Genomic DNA, 17,145 nt, shown 5'->3' on the forward strand with positions numbered 1-17,145 from the left:
CACAGGACATCGCCACCTTCCGGAAGAGCGGCATCATCCCTTGATCAGCGTCACCTGCGCGACGTCGATGCCGCGTCCGCGAAAGCCGCCCTCGCAGTACATCAGGTAATATCGCCAGAGATCGCGAAAGCGGGCGTCCAGCCGCTCCGGCAATCGCCCCGCCTTGTCCGAATTGTCGAACCGTTCGCGCCAGTGGCGGAGTGTCTGGGCATAATCCAGCCCGAAGCTGTGGTGATCGGCCCACACCAGACCGCGCGCCTCGCACAGCGACCGGAACCGGCTCTCCGACAACAACATGCCGCCGGGAAAGACGTAGCGCTGGATGAAATCGACGCCCTGCGCATAGCGTTCAAACACGTCGTCGGCGATGGTGATATACTGGATGGCGGCGCGCCCCCCCGGCTTCAACAATCGCGCGATTGTGTCGCAATACGCAGGCCAATAAGCCTGCCCCACCGCCTCCACCATCTCGATGCTGGCGATCGCATCGAACCGGCCGGCGACGTCCCGATAGTCGGTCAGCGATACGGTAACGCCGGGAAGCTGACGCGCATCGACCGCCGCTTTCTGCTCGGTCGACAGCGTCAGCGCATGCACCTTGCGCCCGCCGGCAGCTGCCGTGGCGGCGAAGGAGCCCCACCCGCAGCCGATCTCCAGAATGGTGTCACCGGGCGTGGTCCCGGTACGGTCGAGGATCGCGGCGAGCTTGCGCTCCTGCGCCATCTCCAGCGTGTCGCGTGGATCGAAGATGCCGCTCGAATAGGTGAGGCTCGGGTCGAGCCATTCGCGGTAGAAATCGTTGCCCAGGTCATAATGCTCGGCGATGTTGCGGCGCGAACCGTCGCGATCGTTTCGGCGCAATGCGTGCCAGCCGCGGAGCAGCAGCTTCGACAGACCCCCTGCCCGTGCGGTACCGGCGAGCGCGACCCGATTGCGCATGAACAGGTCGAACAAGGGCACCGGATCGGGGCTGGACCAGTCGCCGTCCGCCCAGGCGCGATACCAGCCGACCGAACCGCCCGTCGCCAGCCGCACCAGCGCTCGCCATCTGTGCAGCGTGACGATCGGCACCGGGCCGGGCTTGCGCCCGCCGAGCAGCCGATGCGTTCCATCGGGCAATCGCGCCTCGATCCCGCCGGATGCCAGCCCGGTATCGATCCGGTCCAGAAACCGGTCGAAGGTCCTCGCGAGCGCGCGTTGCTGTATTGTGTCCCCGGGCATGTCGGGCGCGCTCATGCCGCAGCTTTGCAGATTGGGGAAGGCTTCACGCCATCGCGAACGCATCGCCCAGTGTGATGATCGCGGCAACGTGGCGTTGTGCGATCTCCAGCGCGTCGTCACCATAGCCACCACCGACGGTGCTCGCGAGCGGTATGCCGTTCGCGATCCGCGCAATCAGGCGTTCGCGGCGTGCAAGGCCGTCCAGCGTCAAAGACAATCGTCCGAGCCGGTCGCCGGCAAATGGATCGACGCCCGCCTGATACAGGATCAGCTGCGGACGATGTTCGGCAAGGAACGGGACCAACGTCGCTTCCAGCGTCGCGAGATAAGCGTCATCAGCCAGTCCGTCCGCCAGCGGCACGTCGAGGGTCGAGCGCGCCTTGCGGACGGGAAAGTTCTTGTCGGCATGGATCGAATAGGTCGCGATCCCCGGACGCCCGGCCAGCAACGCGGCGGTGCCGTCGCCCTGATGGACATCGCAATCGACGACGGCGAGGCGATCGACGGTCCCCTCCTCGATCAGGCGCACTGCGGCGACGGCGAGATCGTTGAAGACGCAATAGCCGGCACCGGTATCGGCCAGCGCATGGTGACTGCCGCCTGCAGTGTTGGCGGCGAAACCGAGTTTCAGCGCCAGCCGCGCCGCCAGCCACGTTCCCCCCGGCACCGCCTGCGCCCGCGCCGCGACCTCGGGTGTCACCGGAAAGCCGATCCGGCGGGTCTTGATCGCGGGAACGCGCGCTTCCAGCACCTCGGCGACGTAATCCGGATCGTGCACCGCCTCCAGCCACGCCAGCGGCATCGGCTCGGGCGTATGCCACGCCACGCGGTCGCCGTGGGCGAGCAGCAGGTCGCGGATCAGCCCGTTCTTGTTCCAGCGATAGGTAGAGCGCGCCGGCGCGGGCGCGACATAGGCGGGATGATGGACGATCGCGATCACGCCACCTAATTAGGGTCCCGAACGGCGTAGCCCAAGCCAATGGAGAGAAAGCCGCATGACCGATCAGCCTTACGTCCGTCCCGACGTCCGCGGATTTCTCGATTACCTCAACGCGATGCCGGGGCCGCGCACGCACCAGATGACGCCGGAAGCGGCGCGGCAGGTGTATCATGCGATGAAGGACGTCGCCGATCTGCCGGTCGGCGAATTGGCGGTCATCCGCGACGTTTCGATTCCCGGCCCGGCGGGTGCGATCCCTGCCCGCCTGTTCGACGCACGCGAGCGCCGCGAGCCGGGACCGGCGGTGGTCTTCTTCCACGGTGGTGGCTTCGTCATCGGCAATATCGATACGCACGCAGGCTTCTGTGCGGAAATGGCGCGGGTGCTCGACGTGCCGGTCGTGTCGGTCGATTACCGGCTGGCGCCCGAGCATCGCTGGCCAGCGGCACCCGACGATTGCGAGGCGGCGGCGCGGTGGGTCGGGGATAGTCCGGCGGAACTCGATCGAATCGTTACGGGACTGGTGCTGTGCGGGGACAGCGCCGGCGGCACGTTGACCATCGTCGCGGCGATGGACCTGCGCGACCGCCCCGCGACGGTGCCGGTGATCGTCCAGGCGCCGATCTATCCGGCGGCCGACACGTCGAAACCCTATCCTTCGTTCGACGAATTCGCCGATGGCTTTCTGCTCACGCGCGATACGATGTTGTGGTTCGCCGATGCCTATGCCGCCGATGTCGCCAACAGCCGGGGGTCGCCGCTGATCGGACGGATGAACGGTTTGCCCCCCGCCGTCATCATCACCGCGAGCCTCGATCCGATCCGGGATCAGGGGCGTGCCTATGCCGCCGCCCTCGTGCAGGCGGGCGTGCCGGTAATGTTCCGCGAGGCGGTGGGCAACGTCCATGGCTTCGTAACGCTGCGCAAGGCGATCCCGTCGAGCGCCGGCGATGTCGCCGGCTATCTGGCGGCGCTGAAGGAGGCCATCGTGCAAGCCGAGGGCGCACGTGTGATGGCGCAGGCGGCCGGGATATGAGCGGCCTGCCCTATCGCCCCTGCGCCGGCGTCATGCTGGTCAACAAGGACGGCAAGGTCTTCGTCGGCCAGCGCATGGATTCGACGCTTGAGGCATGGCAGATGCCGCAGGGCGGGATCGATCCGGGCGAGGATGCGCTGACCGCCGCGATCCGGGAACTGGGTGAGGAAACCGGTGTAACTGCCGATCACGTCGCGCTGATCGCCGAGGCGCCCGGCGAGTTCCTCTATGACCTGCCGGAGGATATGATCGGCAAGGTGTGGAAGGGCAAATGGCGCGGGCAGCGACAGCGCTGGTTCCTGTTCCGCTTCCTTGGGGAAGACGGCGATGTCGATATCGCCACCTCGCATCAGGAGTTCCGCGCCTGGCGCTGGAGCGATCCGGCCGACCTGCCGGCCATGATCGTGCCGTTCAAACGGCGGTTGTACGAGGACGTGCTCACCGCGTTCCGGCCTCATCTGGCCGCAGACGAAACGGGCTGAGCCGTTTTGGGGTTTCCCGTACGGCTTCAGACGGTAGAGCCGTCCGGGTGCGTGTCCTGCTTGTCCTGATCCTTGCCCCTTTCCTGCTCGCCAACACGGCCGTCGGCGATGCGCCCGACGAAAGCAGGGTGCCCATACCCGCAGCGATCCGGTCGATGCTGGATGCCGCGATCGAAAGCGGCAACGATGGCGACGTGTCCGTCGTGGTGAAGTACGCGCGTCTCGCCGATCCGGCGAGCGCGGATGCGGTGCTGGCGATCGCACAGAAATGGCGCAACGACCGTGCGCAGGCCCGGCAGACGACGATCCGGCAGGCGAGCATGTTCGACCTGTGGAGCGGTCGCGCCGAACTGGGCGGCTACATCACCACCGGCAACACCGACAGCAAGGGCGGATCGGCGGTGCTCGACCTGACGCGCGAAGGGCTGCAATGGCGGCACAAATTTCACGCGCAGGCGGATTATCAGGAAAACGCGAACATCACGACGCGCGAACATTACCTTGCAAGCTACGAACCGAACTTCAAGATCGACGACCGGCTCTACGTCTATGGTGCTGCGCAATACGAAGCAGACCGTTTCCTCGGCTATTTCAACCGCTATTCCGCCTCGACCGGTATCGGCTACAGCGCGATCAAATCGCCGAAGATCCGGCTCGACGTCGAACTCGGCCCCGCGTTCCGGCAGACCGCCTTCACCGACCAAACCGAACAGAGCAACGTCGCGGCGCGCGGTACGCTGGCCTTCAACTGGCGGCTGCTACCGGGCCTGTCGGTGACGCAGAACGCGGCGGCCTATGTGCAAAGCTCCAACTCGACCTTGAGCGGCACGACATCGGTCAATGCCAAGCTGATCGGCCCGCTGTCCGCGGCACTCTCGTACAATGTTCAATACGAAAGCATGCCGCCGGCGGGATCGGTATCGACAGACACGACGAGCCGGGCGTCGCTGGTGTACAGCTTCTGATAACGCGGGCGATGACGGTCGTCTTCGCAGTGGTTCCCCCCTCTCCGCTCTTCGTCTAGCATCCTCCGATGAGAGGATTATCCACGAACGAGGCGGGCCTGGTCGATCGATTCGACCAGGCGGCGATGCTGCATCAGGTCGAAAGCTGGGCGGCGGTGAACAGCGGGACACGCAATCTTGCCGGCGTCGCCCGGATGGCTGACCTGCTGGCGGAAGCCTTTGCCGCATTGCCGGGTGCGCTGACGATGGTGGAGGCTGAGCCGGCCCAGGCAGTCGGCATCGATGGCAGCGTCCGCGAGCTGGATCATGGCCGGCACCTGCACCTTCGCGTGCGACCGGATGCGGCGGTGCAGATGCTGTTCACCGGGCACATGGATACCGTCTACCCGGTCGACCACCCGTTCCAGACGCTCACCTATCGCGACGACGGCACGATCAACGGACCGGGCACCGCGGACATGAAGGGCGGACTGGCGGTGATGCTTGCGGCGCTGCAGGCGGTCGAGGCGTCGGGCGATCCCCGGTTCGGCTATGAGGTCGTCATCAATTCCGACGAAGAAACGGGGTCGCTGTCCTCAGCGGGACTGCTGGCGCGTGCTGCCATCGGCAAGGTCGCTGCGCTCACCTACGAGCCGGCACTGGCCGACGGCACGTTGGCGGGCGCGCGGGGGGGCACCGGCAATTTCTCGATCGTCGTGCGCGGGCGCAGCGCACATGCAGGCCGCAATCCCGAGGACGGGCGCAACGCCATCGTCGCCGCCGCCGCGCTGGCGGTGCGCCTTTCCGAAGCGCGCGCACCCGGCCTCGCGGTCAACCCGGCGCGGATCGATGGCGGCGGTCCGAACAACGTGGTGCCGGATCTTGCGATCCTGCGCGTGAACTTTCGCCCCGCTGCGGCGGACGAGATTGCACGCGCCCGCGCCGCGATCGACGAGGCAGTGGCCGAGATTAGCGCCGCTCATGATGTCGCGATCGTCGTGCATGGCGGCTTCAATCGGCCGCCCAAGCCGCTCGATCCCGGTGCCGAGCGACTGTTCGGGCTGGTGGCGAGCGCGGGCGCGGATCTGGGCCTGACGATCGGCTGGCGTGCGACCGGCGGCGTGTGCGACGGCAACAACATCGCTGCTGCCGGCGTACCCGTGGTCGATACGATGGGCGTCCGCGGCGGTGCGATCCATTCCGCCGACGAATTCATGATCGTCGACAGCCTCGCCGAACGCGCGGCGCTGTCCGCGATCACCATTTCCCGTATCATCGACAAGGGGCGCCCATGACGTTTCGCATCAGGGCGGCCAAGCCCGACGATCTTCAGCATCTTTACGAAATGGCCAAATTGACCGGCGGCGGGTTCACCAACCTGCCGCCGGATCGCACGGCGTTGCGCAACAAGCTCGACCGCAGCGATGCCGCATTCGCGCGGGCGGATGGGCCGATCGGCGACGAAGCGTTCGTACTGATGCTGGAGAACAGCGTCACGGGTGAAGTGCGGGGCACCTGCCAGCTGTTCACGCAGGTGGGACAGCAGCATCCCTTCTACAGCTATCGTCTCGGCACGCTGACCCAGCACAGCAAGGAGCTGGAGCGGACGTTTCGTGCCGAAATGCTCGCACTGACCACGGATCTGGAAGGGGCGTGTGAAGTCGGCGGGCTGTTCCTGCATCCGGGTGAGCGCGCGGGTGGCCTCGGATTGCTGCTGGCGCGCAGCCGGTACCTGTTCATCCGGGCTCATCGCGCGCGGTTCGCGGATCGTATCCTCGCGGAACTGCGCGGCATCATCGACGAGGCGGGGGGATCGCCCTTCTGGGACGGCCTCGCCGGCCGCTTCTTCGGCATGAACTTTCAGGACGCCGACCAATTCAACGCCATCAACGGCCACCAGTTCATAGCCGACCTGATGCCCAAGCATCCGATCTACACCGCCATGCTGTCCGAGGCGGCGCGATCGGCGATCGGCCTGCCCCATCCCAGCGGGCGCGCGGCGATGCGGATGCTGGAGAACGAGGGCTTCCACTACGAACAATATATAGACATCTTCGACGGCGGCCCGACGATGACCGCGCGAACCGATCGGGTGCGCACGATCGAGGCGGCACGCGAGCAGACGATCGTCGCGATTGATGGGGATGGTGGTGTCGAATCGCTGGTCGCGGTAGGCCGGCTCGGGGACTTTCGGTGCGCGTTCGGGATGGTGCGGGAGGCAGGCGATGGCATCGTGCTGTCGCGTGACTGTGCCGGGGCCCTCGACCTGCAAGAGGACGACGTGGTGCTTCACGTGCCACGGTGGTGACGATTATGCTGCGAGAGATCAATTTCGACGGGATCGTCGGACCCAGCCACAATTATGCGGGACTGTCGGCCGGCAATCTGGCCGCTACCGCGCACGCGGGGCGGGTGTCGCATCCACGTGCGGCGGCGTTGCAAGGCCTGGACAAGATGCGCGCCAATCTGGCGCTTGGGCTGGCACAGGGCGTGCTGCTGCCACACCGACGGCCGGATCACGCCTGGCTGGGCAAGCTGAGCACGACGTATACCGATGCCCCGGCATTGTTGCAGGCGCAGGCGATGTCGGCCTCGGCGATGTGGGCAGCGAACGCAGCCACCGTCTCCCCTGCTCCCGACACGGCGGACGGGCGCTGCCATTTGTCCGTCGCCAATCTGATGACGATGCCACATCGCAGCCATGAATGGCCCGAGACGCTGGCGCAGTTACGCATCGCCTTCGCGCACGATGCCTTTGCTGTGCACGGTCCAGTACCGGCCCCGTTCGGCGACGAGGGCGCGGCGAACCACATGCGGCTGGCGGCATCGCACGGTGCAGCGGGCGTCGAGGTGTTCGTATACACCGTCGCCGGCGGCCGGTTCCCCGCACGGCAGCATCGGCAATCGAGCGAAGCGATCGCACGCGCCCACGGCCTTGATCCTGCGCGCACGTTGTTCGTCCAGCAGTCCGAGGAAGCGGTGGCGGCGGGTGCCTTCCACAACGACGTCGTTGCGGTCGCCAACGAACACGTGCTGTTCGCGCACGAATTCGCCTTTGCCGACAAGCATGCGTTCTTCGCGGACCTGCGGCGATTGCTGCCCGAGGTCGAGATCGTCGAGGTGCCGGCAAGCGAGGTGAGCCTTGCCGACGCCATCGCCTCCTATCTCTTCAACGCTCAATTGGTGACGACCGAAGCGGGGCCGACCCTGATCGTGCCGGAAGAGGCGCGGGCGAATCCTGCCGTATGGATGTGGCTGGAACGCCATCGCGCCGGCAACGGCCCGATCCGGCGAGTGGAGACGGTCGACGTCACCCAATCGATGGCGAACGGCGGCGGACCTGCGTGCCTGAGGTTGCGTGTCGTCGCCGACCAGACGACGATCGATCCGCGCTTCATGGTCGACCCGGCGAAGCTGGACGTGATCGGCGCCATAGTGCGGCGGTGGTGGCCGGAGGCCATCGATCCGCATGCGTTGGCCGATCCGGCGTTGGTCCGCGATATCGAAACGGCGCAGGCCAAGTTGCTGGAGGCACTCGACATGTCGGGTTACCTGACAGTTAACCACGACGGTTGATCCGGGAATGGCGAAAGTCCGCCATTGGCCCACCGCTTGCTTCGGGATGGACCATGTGGACCCGGATGAAGCGCCTTTTCACGATCAAGACGAAGTTCGAAGCGTTCCTCGTCATTTACGGCCTTGGACTCGGGGCCGTGGAACGCGGCGTGCATTACCTGAACCAATATCCGGGCGTCGGCGGCTGGTTGCTGTTCGCCTGCTGCCCGATCGCGGTATTCATGGTCGGCGGTATCCTGATCGATTCAGTGGAACGGCGGCAGCAGGATTAGGGTCGCCCCCAAGGATAAGTTGGTCGCATCCCGCGGCGACCGCCCTATCTGAACGATCATGAACGGGCTTACCCATTTGCAGCGGCTCGAGGCCGAAAGCATCCACATCATGCGCGAAGTCGTCGCCGAGGCGGAACGCCCGGTGATGCTCTACTCCGTCGGCAAGGATTCGGCGGTGATGCTGCATCTCGCCAAAAAAGCCTTTTATCCGGCCAGGCCGCCGTTCCCGTTGCTGCATGTCGATACGACATGGAAATTCCGTGCGATGTACGACCTGCGCGACAAGGCGGCCGCGGATGCCGGTATGGATTTGATCGTCCACAAAAATCCGGAAGCGGTAGCGGCAGGCATCAATCCTTTCGATCACGGCGGGCGGCACACGGACCTGTGGAAGACGGAGGGGCTGAAGCAGGCGTTGAAGGCGGGCGGATATGATGTCGCCTTCGGCGGTGCGCGGCGCGACGAGGAAAAGAGCCGCGCTAAGGAGCGCATTTTCTCCTTCCGCTCCGCCAGTCAGGTCTGGGACCCCAAGGCACAACGTCCCGAATTGTGGAACCTATACAACGCCCGTATCCATCGCGGCGAGAGCATCCGGGTGTTCCCGATCTCCAACTGGACCGAGCTGGATATCTGGCAATATATCCTTGCGGAGGGGATCGAGATCGTGCCCCTGTACTTTGCCGCGCCGCGCCCGACCGTGGAGCGCGACGGCATGCTGCTGATGGTGGATGACGACCGATTCCGGCTGCATCCGGGCGAGGTCCCGGTGGAGCGATCGATCCGCTTTCGCACGTTGGGCTGCTATCCGCTGACCGGCGCGGTGGAGAGCGAAGCAGCGACGCTGTCCGAGGTGATCCAGGAGATGCTGCTGACGACAACCAGCGAACGGCAGGGCCGCGCGATCGACCACGATCAGGCGGCGAGTATGGAGAAGAAGAAGCGCGAGGGGTATTTTTAATGAGCGCCTATACCCCCGATGCGCTGATCGCGCAGGATATCGATGCGTATCTGGATTCGCACGCGCACAAGACGATGTTGCGCTTTATCACCTGTGGATCGGTGGATGACGGAAAATCCACGCTGATCGGCCGGTTACTGTACGATTCCAAGACGATATTCGAGGACCAGCTCGCCGCGCTCGAAGCCGATAGCCGGCGGATGGGAACGCAGGGGCAGAACATCGATTTCGCGCTGCTGGTCGACGGGCTTGCCGCCGAACGCGAGCAGGGCATCACGATCGATGTCGCCTATCGGTTCTTCGCAACCGACAAACGCAAGTTCATCGTCGCCGATACGCCCGGTCACGAACAATATACCCGCAACATGATCACCGGTGCATCGACCGCCGATTGCGCGGTGATCCTGATCGATGCGCGCAAGGGCGTGCTGACCCAGACGCGGCGCCATTCGTATCTCGCGCACCTGATCGGCATTCGCCAGATCGTGCTGGCGGTGAACAAGATGGACCTCGTCGACCACGATCAGACGGTGTTCGACGCCATCGTCGCCGATTATGCGGCGTTCGCGCGCAGCATCGGGATCGAGGCGTTCACCGCCATCCCGCTGTCCGGCCTGTCGGGCGCGAACGTCGCCGCCCCGTCCGCCGATATGCCCTGGTACGACGGACCGGCGTTGCTGCCGCATCTGGAGACGGTGCCGGTCGACAGCGATCGCGCGGTGACCGCGCCGTTCCGGCTGCCGGTGCAATGGGTCAACCGGCCCGACCTCGATTTCCGCGGCTTCGCCGGCACGATCGCAGGCGGCCGGGTACGCGCGGGTGACACCGTACGGATCGTGCCGTCGGGCAAGACGACGACCGTGGCGCGTATCGTGACGCTCGACGGTGACCGCGACGAGGCGGTCGCCGGTGAGGCGGTGACGCTGGTGCTGGCGGATGAGGTCGACTGTTCGCGTGGCGACGTGATCGCCGCGGCCGATGCCCCGCCCGAAGTCGCCAACCAGTTCGAGGCCACGATCGTCTGGCTATCCGACACCGCTCTCGTGCCCGGGCGTGGCTATTGGCTGAAGCTCGCCACCCGAACGGTCGGCGCGACGGTGCAGCCGCCGGGCCATGTCGTGGACGTCAATACGCAGGCGCATCTGTCGGCCAAGACGCTGGAATTGAACGATATCGGCGTGGCGGAGGTCTATACCGACGCGTCGATCGTATTCGCGCCCTATGCCGACAGCCACGAACTGGGTGGCTTCATCCTGATCGATCGCGAAACCAACGCGACGGTTGCGGCGGGCCTGATCCATCACGCGCTGCGGCGGGCACAGAATGTGCACTGGCAGTCGGTCGACGTCACGCGCGAGGCGCACGCGCGGCAGAAGGGTCAATCGCCGCGGCTGCTGTGGTTCACCGGTCTGTCGGGATCGGGCAAGTCAACGATCGCCAATCTGGTCGAGAAGAAGCTGCATGCGCTCGGCCGGCACAGTTTCCTGCTGGACGGGGATAACGTTCGGCATGGTCTGAACCGCGATCTGGGCTTCAGCGATGCCGACCGGATCGAGAACATCCGCCGTGTCGGCGAGGTCGCGAAGCTGATGACCGATGCCGGTTTGATCGTGCTGACCGCCTTCATCTCGCCGTTTCGCGCCGAACGAGAGATGGTGCGCGGACTGATGCCGGCGGGCGAATTCGTCGAGATATTCGTCGATACCGCGATCGAGGCGGCGGAAGCCCGCGACGTGAAGGGGCTGTACGCCAAGGCGCGCAAGGGCGAGATCGCGCATTTCACCGGCATCTCCAGTCCATATGAAGCGCCCGAACGTCCTGAAATCCGCATCGACACGGCGGCCGAAAGCGCAGAGGCTGCGGCCGAGCGGATCGTCGAGCATGTGCTGGGCGTGTGGAGTTTCGAGCTGTGACCATCGACCGGAGCGACGTCGAACTGGCTCGCAGCGTCGCCGGGGAAGCGGGCGCGTTGCTGCTCGCGATCCGCGAGCGTGCCACGGAGCAGGGCAAGGCGCTGGGCGATGCGGGCGACCACGAGGCGAACGTCCTGATCCTCGAACGCCTGCGCGCGGCCCGGCCGGACGACTTCATCCTGTCGGAAGAATCGATCGACGATACCGCGCGCTGTGCGGCAGAGCGCGTGTGGATCGTCGATCCTCTGGACGGCACGCGCGACTATGCCGAGGGGCTGGACGATTGGGCGGTGCATATCGGGCTGGCGATCGGCGGACGGCCGGTGGTGGGCGCCGTTGCGGTGCCGACGACGGGGCGCATCTATACGACGGCCGATGCCGCGGGGCGCGCACGTGCGTGTGCGGTGCCGCCGCGGATGGTCGTCAGCCGCACCCGCGCGACGGACATGGTCGAGCGTGTCGGCATGGCGCTGGCGACGACACGGGTCGGTATGGGATCGGCGGGCGTGAAGGCGATGGCAGTGGTCGACGGACGGGCCGACATCTACCTGCATGACGGCGGGCAATACGAATGGGACAATTGCGCACCGGCGGCGGTGGCGCTGGCGGCGGGGCTGCACGCGTCGCGGATCGACGGCAGTCCCCTCGTCTACAATTGCGCCAACCCGCTGCTGCCGGACCTGTTGATATGCCGGCCCGAACTGGCGGACCAGGTACTCGCCGCGATCGCCGCTACGCGATAGCATCACCCTCGGCGATGCTCGCGGCGTCGGCGTATCGGCGCGCGATCACGGCGCAGGCGATCAGCTGGATCTGGTGGAACAGCATCACCGGCAGCAGTACCGCGCCGACCTGAGCCGCGGGGAACAGCACCCCGGCCATCGGTACGCCCGACGCCAGGCTCTTCTTGGAACCGCAGAACAGCAGCACGATCGCATCTTCGCGACTGAAGCCGAGCGCGCGTCCGGCAAGCCACGTCAGCAGCAACACCGCCGCGAGCAGCACGATGCACAACCCGGCGATGAGGGCGAGATCGATCCCGGACACGCGGGTCCACAGCCCCTCGACCACCGCGGCCCCGAATGCGGTGTAGACGACGAGCAGGATCGATCCGCGATCGACGATCGTCAGCAACGCCTTCTGCCGTGCGACGAAGCCGCCGATCCACGGACGCAGCAGATGGCCGGCGACGAACGGCACCAGCAATTGCAGCACGATCGATTCGACCGCCGACAGCGAGATCCCGCCCCCCTGCCCGCCGATCCCGCCCATCAGCAGCGCAACGAGCGCAGGCGTGACGACGATACCGATGAGGTTCGAGAAGGACGCGCTGCAAACCGCAGCAGCGACATTGCCCCGGGCGATCGCGGTGAAGGCAATCGAAGACTGCACGGTCGAGGGCAGCAGCGTGAGGAACAGCAGGCCGGAAGCGACCGGACCGACCAGCCCCGGAACGTTGCCGAGCGCCAGTCCGAGCAGCGGAAACGCGACGAAGGTGGTGGCGAATACCGCCAGATGCAGCCGCCAGTTGCGCGCTCCTTCCCAGATCGCCTCGCGCGACAGCTTCGCGCCGTGCAGGAAGAACAGCAGGACGATGCCGATGTCGGCGGCATAGCCCGCCACGACCGCCCATTGCCCGCGCGCGGGCAGCAGGCTGGCGAGCAGCACGGTGCCCAGCAACATCAGGATGAAGGGTTCGAAGACCGAGAGGATACGGCGGATCATGCCGTAGCGTGTAGCGCCGGCACCCGGGGATGGCACCCCGTCACAGCTGCAAACAATGGCTGAAGGGTTGCAAGCAACGAACGCGTGCCCGTCTGCGGCGGACAGCAAAACCCCCGCCAAGCCGGAGCTTGAAGCGGGGGGAAATCCTGGTGCGCCCGGAACGATTCGAACGTCCGACCCTCAGATTCGTAGTCTGATGCTCTATCCAGCTGAGCTACGGGCGCACATCGGAGGCGCGCTGATAGCAGACGGTTCGAAGGACGCAAGTGCGTTGCGTCATTTTCTTGGCTCCCATACAGCCGGGTGCATGAAAGCACTTCCACTGCTCGGTCTGATCGCACTGTCCCTGTCCGCCTGTGCGAAGGATACCACCACCTATCCGTCGCTCGCGCCCCGTGCGGTCGAAAAGCTGGGATTTGCCGAACCGGAAGTCGCAGTCGTCGAAGCGAAACCCGATCCCACTCTCGATGCACGGATCGCGGCGTTCGCGCAGACCCTTGCGCGGACCCGTCAGGGCTTCGCCGCGGATGCCCGGACGGCCGGCGCCGCCGCGGCCCGCGCCAAGGGCAAGGCGGTCGGCAGCGATGCATGGCTCGACGCGCAGACTGCGCTCGCCGCGCTGGACGACTGGCGTGCGCAGACGGCGTCGTTGCTCAGCGACGTCGATCTCGCCGCAAGCGACCGTGCCGCGGCGCTCGAGCCCGTCTACCCCACGCTTGCCGAGCTACGCGGGCGCGTGTCGGAAGAGGTCGAGGGCCAAAGCGCAGCGATCGATCGCCTTCAGGCGACCCTTCCCGCCGCCTGAGCCGCAGCGGCTCAACGCCGCCACTTCAGCAGTGGCAGGATCGAGGAATAATCGTCGGTCCACGCGCCCAGACCGGCACGCGGCGTCAATGGCTGCCAGTCGCCCGGTCCCCGCGACAGCGCATCGAGCGTCGCAGCGTCGCGCGACAGTGCGATCCACTGGCTCGCGGAAGCGACCGCGGTGTGTTTCGGCGGCAGGTAATAGAGCTTGGCCGCATGCCAGCCTCCATCCCGCGCGACCGCGTCCACCACGGGTTCGAGATCGAGAAACCGGTTGGAGATGTGGACGAGCAGCAATCCCTTCGGCTGAAGCGCATGGGCATACACCGCGAACGCCTCGCGCGTCATCAGATGCATCGGGATCGCATCGGACGAAAAGGCGTCCAGCGCCAGCAGGTCGAGGCTGGAGCGTGCCTCCCGTTCCAGGCTCAGCCGGGCGTCGCCGATCCGGATGACCGGATCGGGCAGGCAGTTCTTCAGATAGGTGAACTGCCCCGTGTCGCGGGCGATGCGGATGACGGCCGGATCGATCTCGTAGAAGCGCCAGCGCTGTCCGGGCTGCGCATAACAGGCGAGCGTTCCGGTCCCCAAACCGACGACGCCGACGCGCGCCTGCTTGCCGTACAGCCGATCGAGCGCACCCATCGCAAGGCCGATGCCGGACGGCGGGGCGTAATAGGTCGTCGGCAGGCGTTCGAGTACCGGGCTGCCGGTAAACTGGATACCGTGCACGGTCGTGCCGTGATCCAGCTCGCGCACGCCGCGCCCGTCGCGGATCGTATAAACCCCGAAATAGCTGCGGGTGCGCGCGCCCTGCTCCAGCGACAGCTCGACCGCGCGCCAGCCGCCGAAGATCACCAGCGTCACCGCAAGGATCAACGCGTAGGAGGCCCGTGCGCCGACCGATGCGACTCCCAGGGCAGCGATGACGATGAACGTCAGCCCCTGATGCCCTTCGCCGAACAGGGCGGCAGGCCCGCGAAAGGTCAGACCGGCGAGGATCAGCAGCACCGCGACGACCACGCCATAGGCCATGCGGCGCTTCGCCGGGGTCGTCCACAGGGAGCGGATCCCATGGGTCAGGAACACCTGCGGCACCAATAGTCCCGCGGCGAAGATCAGGATCGGGTATTCGTATGTCCAGTCGAACACCGCAGGCGCGATCAGCCCCGCGAAGACGCCGCCCAATGCGCCGCCGAACGCCATCGCGAGATAGAAACCGGTCAGCCGATCGGGCTCGGGCCGCAGCCGATACATCTGCGTGTGCAGCGCGACCGACACCATGAACAGCAGTGACAGCGCGATGGCGAGATTGACCAGCGGCAATTCATTGAAGCCGCCGATCATCACCCCGCCGAACAGCAGGATCGTGATCGGCGCGATCCGGGTCAGCAGGTCCGCGATCTCGCGGTTGGCGGCGAAGGCGATCGTGAAGCTGAGCAGGTATAGCCCGAGCGGAAGCACCCACAGCAACGGCATCGCGACGATGTCGGTCGTGATATACGTCGATGTCGCCAGCATCAGTCCCGATGGCACCAGCGCGAGCGCGATCCAGTGCAGTACGCGTCTCCGCGTCGCCGGCTCGCTGGTCGGGCGGGCGGTTTCTCCGGTCGCCGCACGCGGCAGGCGCAGCGCGCAGGCGGCGACCAGCAGCATGAGCAACAGATAACCGCCGCTCCACAACAGGCTTTGCTGACGCAATGCGAGCAGTGGCTCGACCACCAGCGGATAGGCGATCAGACCACCGAAGCTGCCGAGGTTGGAAGCGGCGTACAACGCATAAGGGTCGCCGCCGCGGCTGGCGATGCTGAACCAGCGTTGCACCAGCGGCGCCTGTGCCGAGACCGCGAAGAACAACGGCCCGATCGAGGCGCCGAGCAGCCAGGGCACCCACAGGGTCGGGCTGACGCCATCGGGATTGCCGGCGAGCGACAATCCGATCGGCAGCCACGCGGCGCCGATCGCCAGCACCCCCAGATGCACCATCGCCTGCATCCAAGGCCTGATCCGCGCCAGTGCATGCGCATAGGCGTATCCGCCGAGCAGCAACGTCTGGTAGACGAGCATCGCCGAGTTCCACACGGCCGGTGCGCCCCCCAGTCGGGGCAACGCCATGCGCGCGACCATCGGCTGGACGAGGAACAGCAGAAACGATCCGGCGAGGATCGTCGCGACGAACAGGACGCGACCGGCACGACCGAAGCCCGGCTGGTCGTTCGCCACGGGATCAACCATTCAGCAACCGCGCGGCATAAGCGGCGTGATAGGTGAGCACGCCGGAGCAGCCGGCCCGCTTGAACGCCATCAGCGTTTCCAGCACCAGTGCATCGCGTTCGCCCGCGCCGACCGCGACGGACGCTTCGAGCATCGCATATTCGCCCGACACCTGATAGGCGAATACCGGCACCTCGAACCGCTGTTTCACCCGGACGATGATGTCGAGGTACGGCAGGCCGGGCTTCACCATGACGCTGTCCGCCCCCTCGGCCAGATCGAGCGCGACCTCGCGCAGCGCTTCCTCCGCGTTCGACGAATCCATCTGATACGTCTTCTTGTCGCCCTTCAGCAGGCCGCGGCTGCCGACCGCGTCGCGGAACGGGCCGTAGAAGCCGCTGGCATATTTGGCGGCATAGCTCATGATCTGGACGTTATGGGCGCCCTCGCCTTCCAGCGCGGTGCGGATCATGCCGATGCGGCCATCCATCATGTCGGACGGTGCGATGATGTCGGCGCCGGCGCGGGCCTGATTGATCGCCTGCTGGATCAGCAGATCCGCGGTGGCGTCGTTGACGACATAACCGGCGTCGTCGACCAGACCGTCGTGGCCGTGGCTGGTATAGGGATCGAGCGCGACGTCGGTGAGCACGCCGACCTCGGGCACCGCATCCTTGATCGCGCGGGTTGCCCGGCACATCAGATTGTCGGGGTTGAGCGCCTCGCGCCCCTCTTCCGTCTTCAGGTGTGCCGGCGTGTTCGGGAACAGGGCGACGCAAGGAATGCCGAGGTCCCGTGCTTCCCGCGCCCGTGCGACGATGCCGTCGACCGACCAGCGCGATACGCCGGGCAGGCTGGCGATCGGTTGCTCGATGCCCTGCCCCTCGACGATGAACAGCGGCCAGATCAGATTGGCGGGGGTCAGCACCGTTTCCGCATGCATGCGCCGGCTCCACGCAGAAGCACGGGTCCGACGGAGGCGGAGGGCAGGATAGGCAGCGGTCATGACGCATCCATTTCGAGATGGGGCGGCTTTGAGGGATCGCGCCGCGCTTGCCAA

Annotated in this window: 16 protein-coding genes and 1 tRNA gene; 11 read left to right on the forward strand and 6 right to left on the reverse strand. The window is 66.1% G+C overall.

Annotated elements, in window-relative coordinates:
* Nucleotides 1-33 precede the first annotated feature (33 nt).
* Nucleotides 34-1,221: a cyclopropane-fatty-acyl-phospholipid synthase family protein gene (locus NF699_03660; GenBank protein USU06979.1), complete on the reverse strand. Its 1,188-nt coding sequence runs from the start codon at nucleotides 1,219-1,221 to the stop codon at nucleotides 34-36.
* A 43-nt stretch (nucleotides 1,222-1,264) separates the two neighbouring features.
* A complete protein-coding gene (locus NF699_03665; GenBank protein ID USU05806.1) occupies nucleotides 1,265-2,161 on the reverse strand; it encodes a histone deacetylase in 897 nt (298 codons plus the stop codon).
* 55 nt (nucleotides 2,162-2,216) lie between these two features.
* Here NF699_03665 and NF699_03670 point away from each other — a divergent pair, with 55 nt between their 5' ends.
* The 10 genes from NF699_03670 (at nucleotide 2,217) to NF699_03715 (ending at nucleotide 12,085) form a co-directional block, all read left to right on the forward strand.
* Nucleotides 2,217-3,197, forward strand: coding sequence for an alpha/beta hydrolase (locus tag NF699_03670; protein ID USU05807.1), 981 nt, complete (start codon nucleotides 2,217-2,219; stop codon nucleotides 3,195-3,197).
* Nucleotides 3,194-3,679, forward strand: coding sequence for an RNA pyrophosphohydrolase (locus NF699_03675; GenBank protein USU05808.1), 486 nt, complete (start codon nucleotides 3,194-3,196; stop codon nucleotides 3,677-3,679). The genes NF699_03670 and NF699_03675 overlap by 4 nt, the downstream gene beginning before the upstream one ends.
* Nucleotides 3,680-3,726: 47 nt before the next feature.
* Nucleotides 3,727-4,644 carry a DUF481 domain-containing protein gene (locus NF699_03680; protein USU05809.1) on the forward strand — a complete coding sequence of 306 codons (918 nt, stop codon included), beginning with the start codon at nucleotides 3,727-3,729 and terminating at the stop codon, nucleotides 4,642-4,644.
* Nucleotides 4,645-4,712: 68 nt separating this feature from the next.
* Nucleotides 4,713-5,918 (forward strand): hydrolase, encoded by a 1,206-nt coding sequence (locus tag NF699_03685; protein USU05810.1) that lies wholly within the window; start codon nucleotides 4,713-4,715, stop codon nucleotides 5,916-5,918.
* A complete protein-coding gene (locus NF699_03690; GenBank protein ID USU05811.1) occupies nucleotides 5,915-6,931 on the forward strand; it encodes an arginine N-succinyltransferase in 1,017 nt (338 codons plus the stop codon). The genes NF699_03685 and NF699_03690 overlap by 4 nt, the downstream gene beginning before the upstream one ends.
* A 2-nt stretch (nucleotides 6,932-6,933) precedes the next feature.
* Entirely contained in the window at nucleotides 6,934-8,199 is a 1,266-nt protein-coding gene (locus NF699_03695) for an N-succinylarginine dihydrolase (GenBank protein ID USU06980.1), read from the forward strand.
* A gap of 53 nt (nucleotides 8,200-8,252) precedes the next feature.
* Nucleotides 8,253-8,471, forward strand: a complete 219-nt coding sequence (locus NF699_03700; GenBank protein ID USU05812.1) for a hypothetical protein — start codon at nucleotides 8,253-8,255, stop codon at nucleotides 8,469-8,471.
* 58 nt (nucleotides 8,472-8,529) lie between these two features.
* Nucleotides 8,530-9,429 carry a sulfate adenylyltransferase subunit CysD gene (gene cysD, locus NF699_03705; protein ID USU05813.1) on the forward strand — a complete coding sequence of 300 codons (900 nt, stop codon included), beginning with the start codon at nucleotides 8,530-8,532 and terminating at the stop codon, nucleotides 9,427-9,429.
* A complete protein-coding gene (cysN, locus tag NF699_03710) occupies nucleotides 9,429-11,342 on the forward strand; it encodes a sulfate adenylyltransferase subunit CysN (protein ID USU05814.1) in 1,914 nt (637 codons plus the stop codon). Before cysD ends, cysN begins: the two co-directional genes overlap by 1 nt.
* Complete coding sequence (locus NF699_03715) at nucleotides 11,339-12,085, forward strand: 3'(2'),5'-bisphosphate nucleotidase CysQ (protein USU05815.1); 747 nt, start codon at nucleotides 11,339-11,341, stop codon at nucleotides 12,083-12,085. The genes cysN and NF699_03715 overlap by 4 nt, the downstream gene beginning before the upstream one ends.
* Here NF699_03715 and NF699_03720 read toward each other — a convergent pair.
* Both NF699_03720 and NF699_03725 read right to left on the reverse strand, forming a co-directional pair.
* Entirely contained in the window at nucleotides 12,075-13,067 is a 993-nt protein-coding gene (locus NF699_03720; protein ID USU05816.1) for a bile acid:sodium symporter, read from the reverse strand. The genes NF699_03715 and NF699_03720 overlap by 11 nt on opposite strands.
* Before the next feature lie 147 nt (nucleotides 13,068-13,214).
* Nucleotides 13,215-13,291, reverse strand: a tRNA-Arg gene (locus tag NF699_03725).
* Nucleotides 13,292-13,374: 83 nt separating this feature from the next.
* Between NF699_03725 and NF699_03730 the strand changes: the two genes are divergently transcribed.
* Nucleotides 13,375-13,872, forward strand: a complete 498-nt coding sequence (locus tag NF699_03730; GenBank protein USU05817.1) for a hypothetical protein — start codon at nucleotides 13,375-13,377, stop codon at nucleotides 13,870-13,872.
* 11 nt (nucleotides 13,873-13,883) lie between these two features.
* On the opposite strand, the gene NF699_03735 is transcribed toward NF699_03730, so the two are convergent.
* Both NF699_03735 and hemB read right to left on the reverse strand, forming a co-directional pair.
* On the reverse strand, nucleotides 13,884-16,106 hold the full coding sequence (locus tag NF699_03735; protein USU05818.1) for a fused MFS/spermidine synthase: 2,223 nt from the start codon (nucleotides 16,104-16,106) through the stop codon (nucleotides 13,884-13,886).
* Nucleotides 16,099-17,091: a porphobilinogen synthase gene (gene hemB / locus NF699_03740; GenBank protein ID USU05819.1), complete on the reverse strand. Its 993-nt coding sequence runs from the start codon at nucleotides 17,089-17,091 to the stop codon at nucleotides 16,099-16,101. The genes NF699_03735 and hemB overlap by 8 nt, the downstream gene beginning before the upstream one ends.
* Nucleotides 17,092-17,145: the final 54 nt, after the last annotated feature.

Source organism: Sphingomonadaceae bacterium OTU29LAMAA1, assembly GCA_024072375.1.
Lineage (GTDB): Bacteria > Pseudomonadota > Alphaproteobacteria > Sphingomonadales > Sphingomonadaceae > Sphingomonas.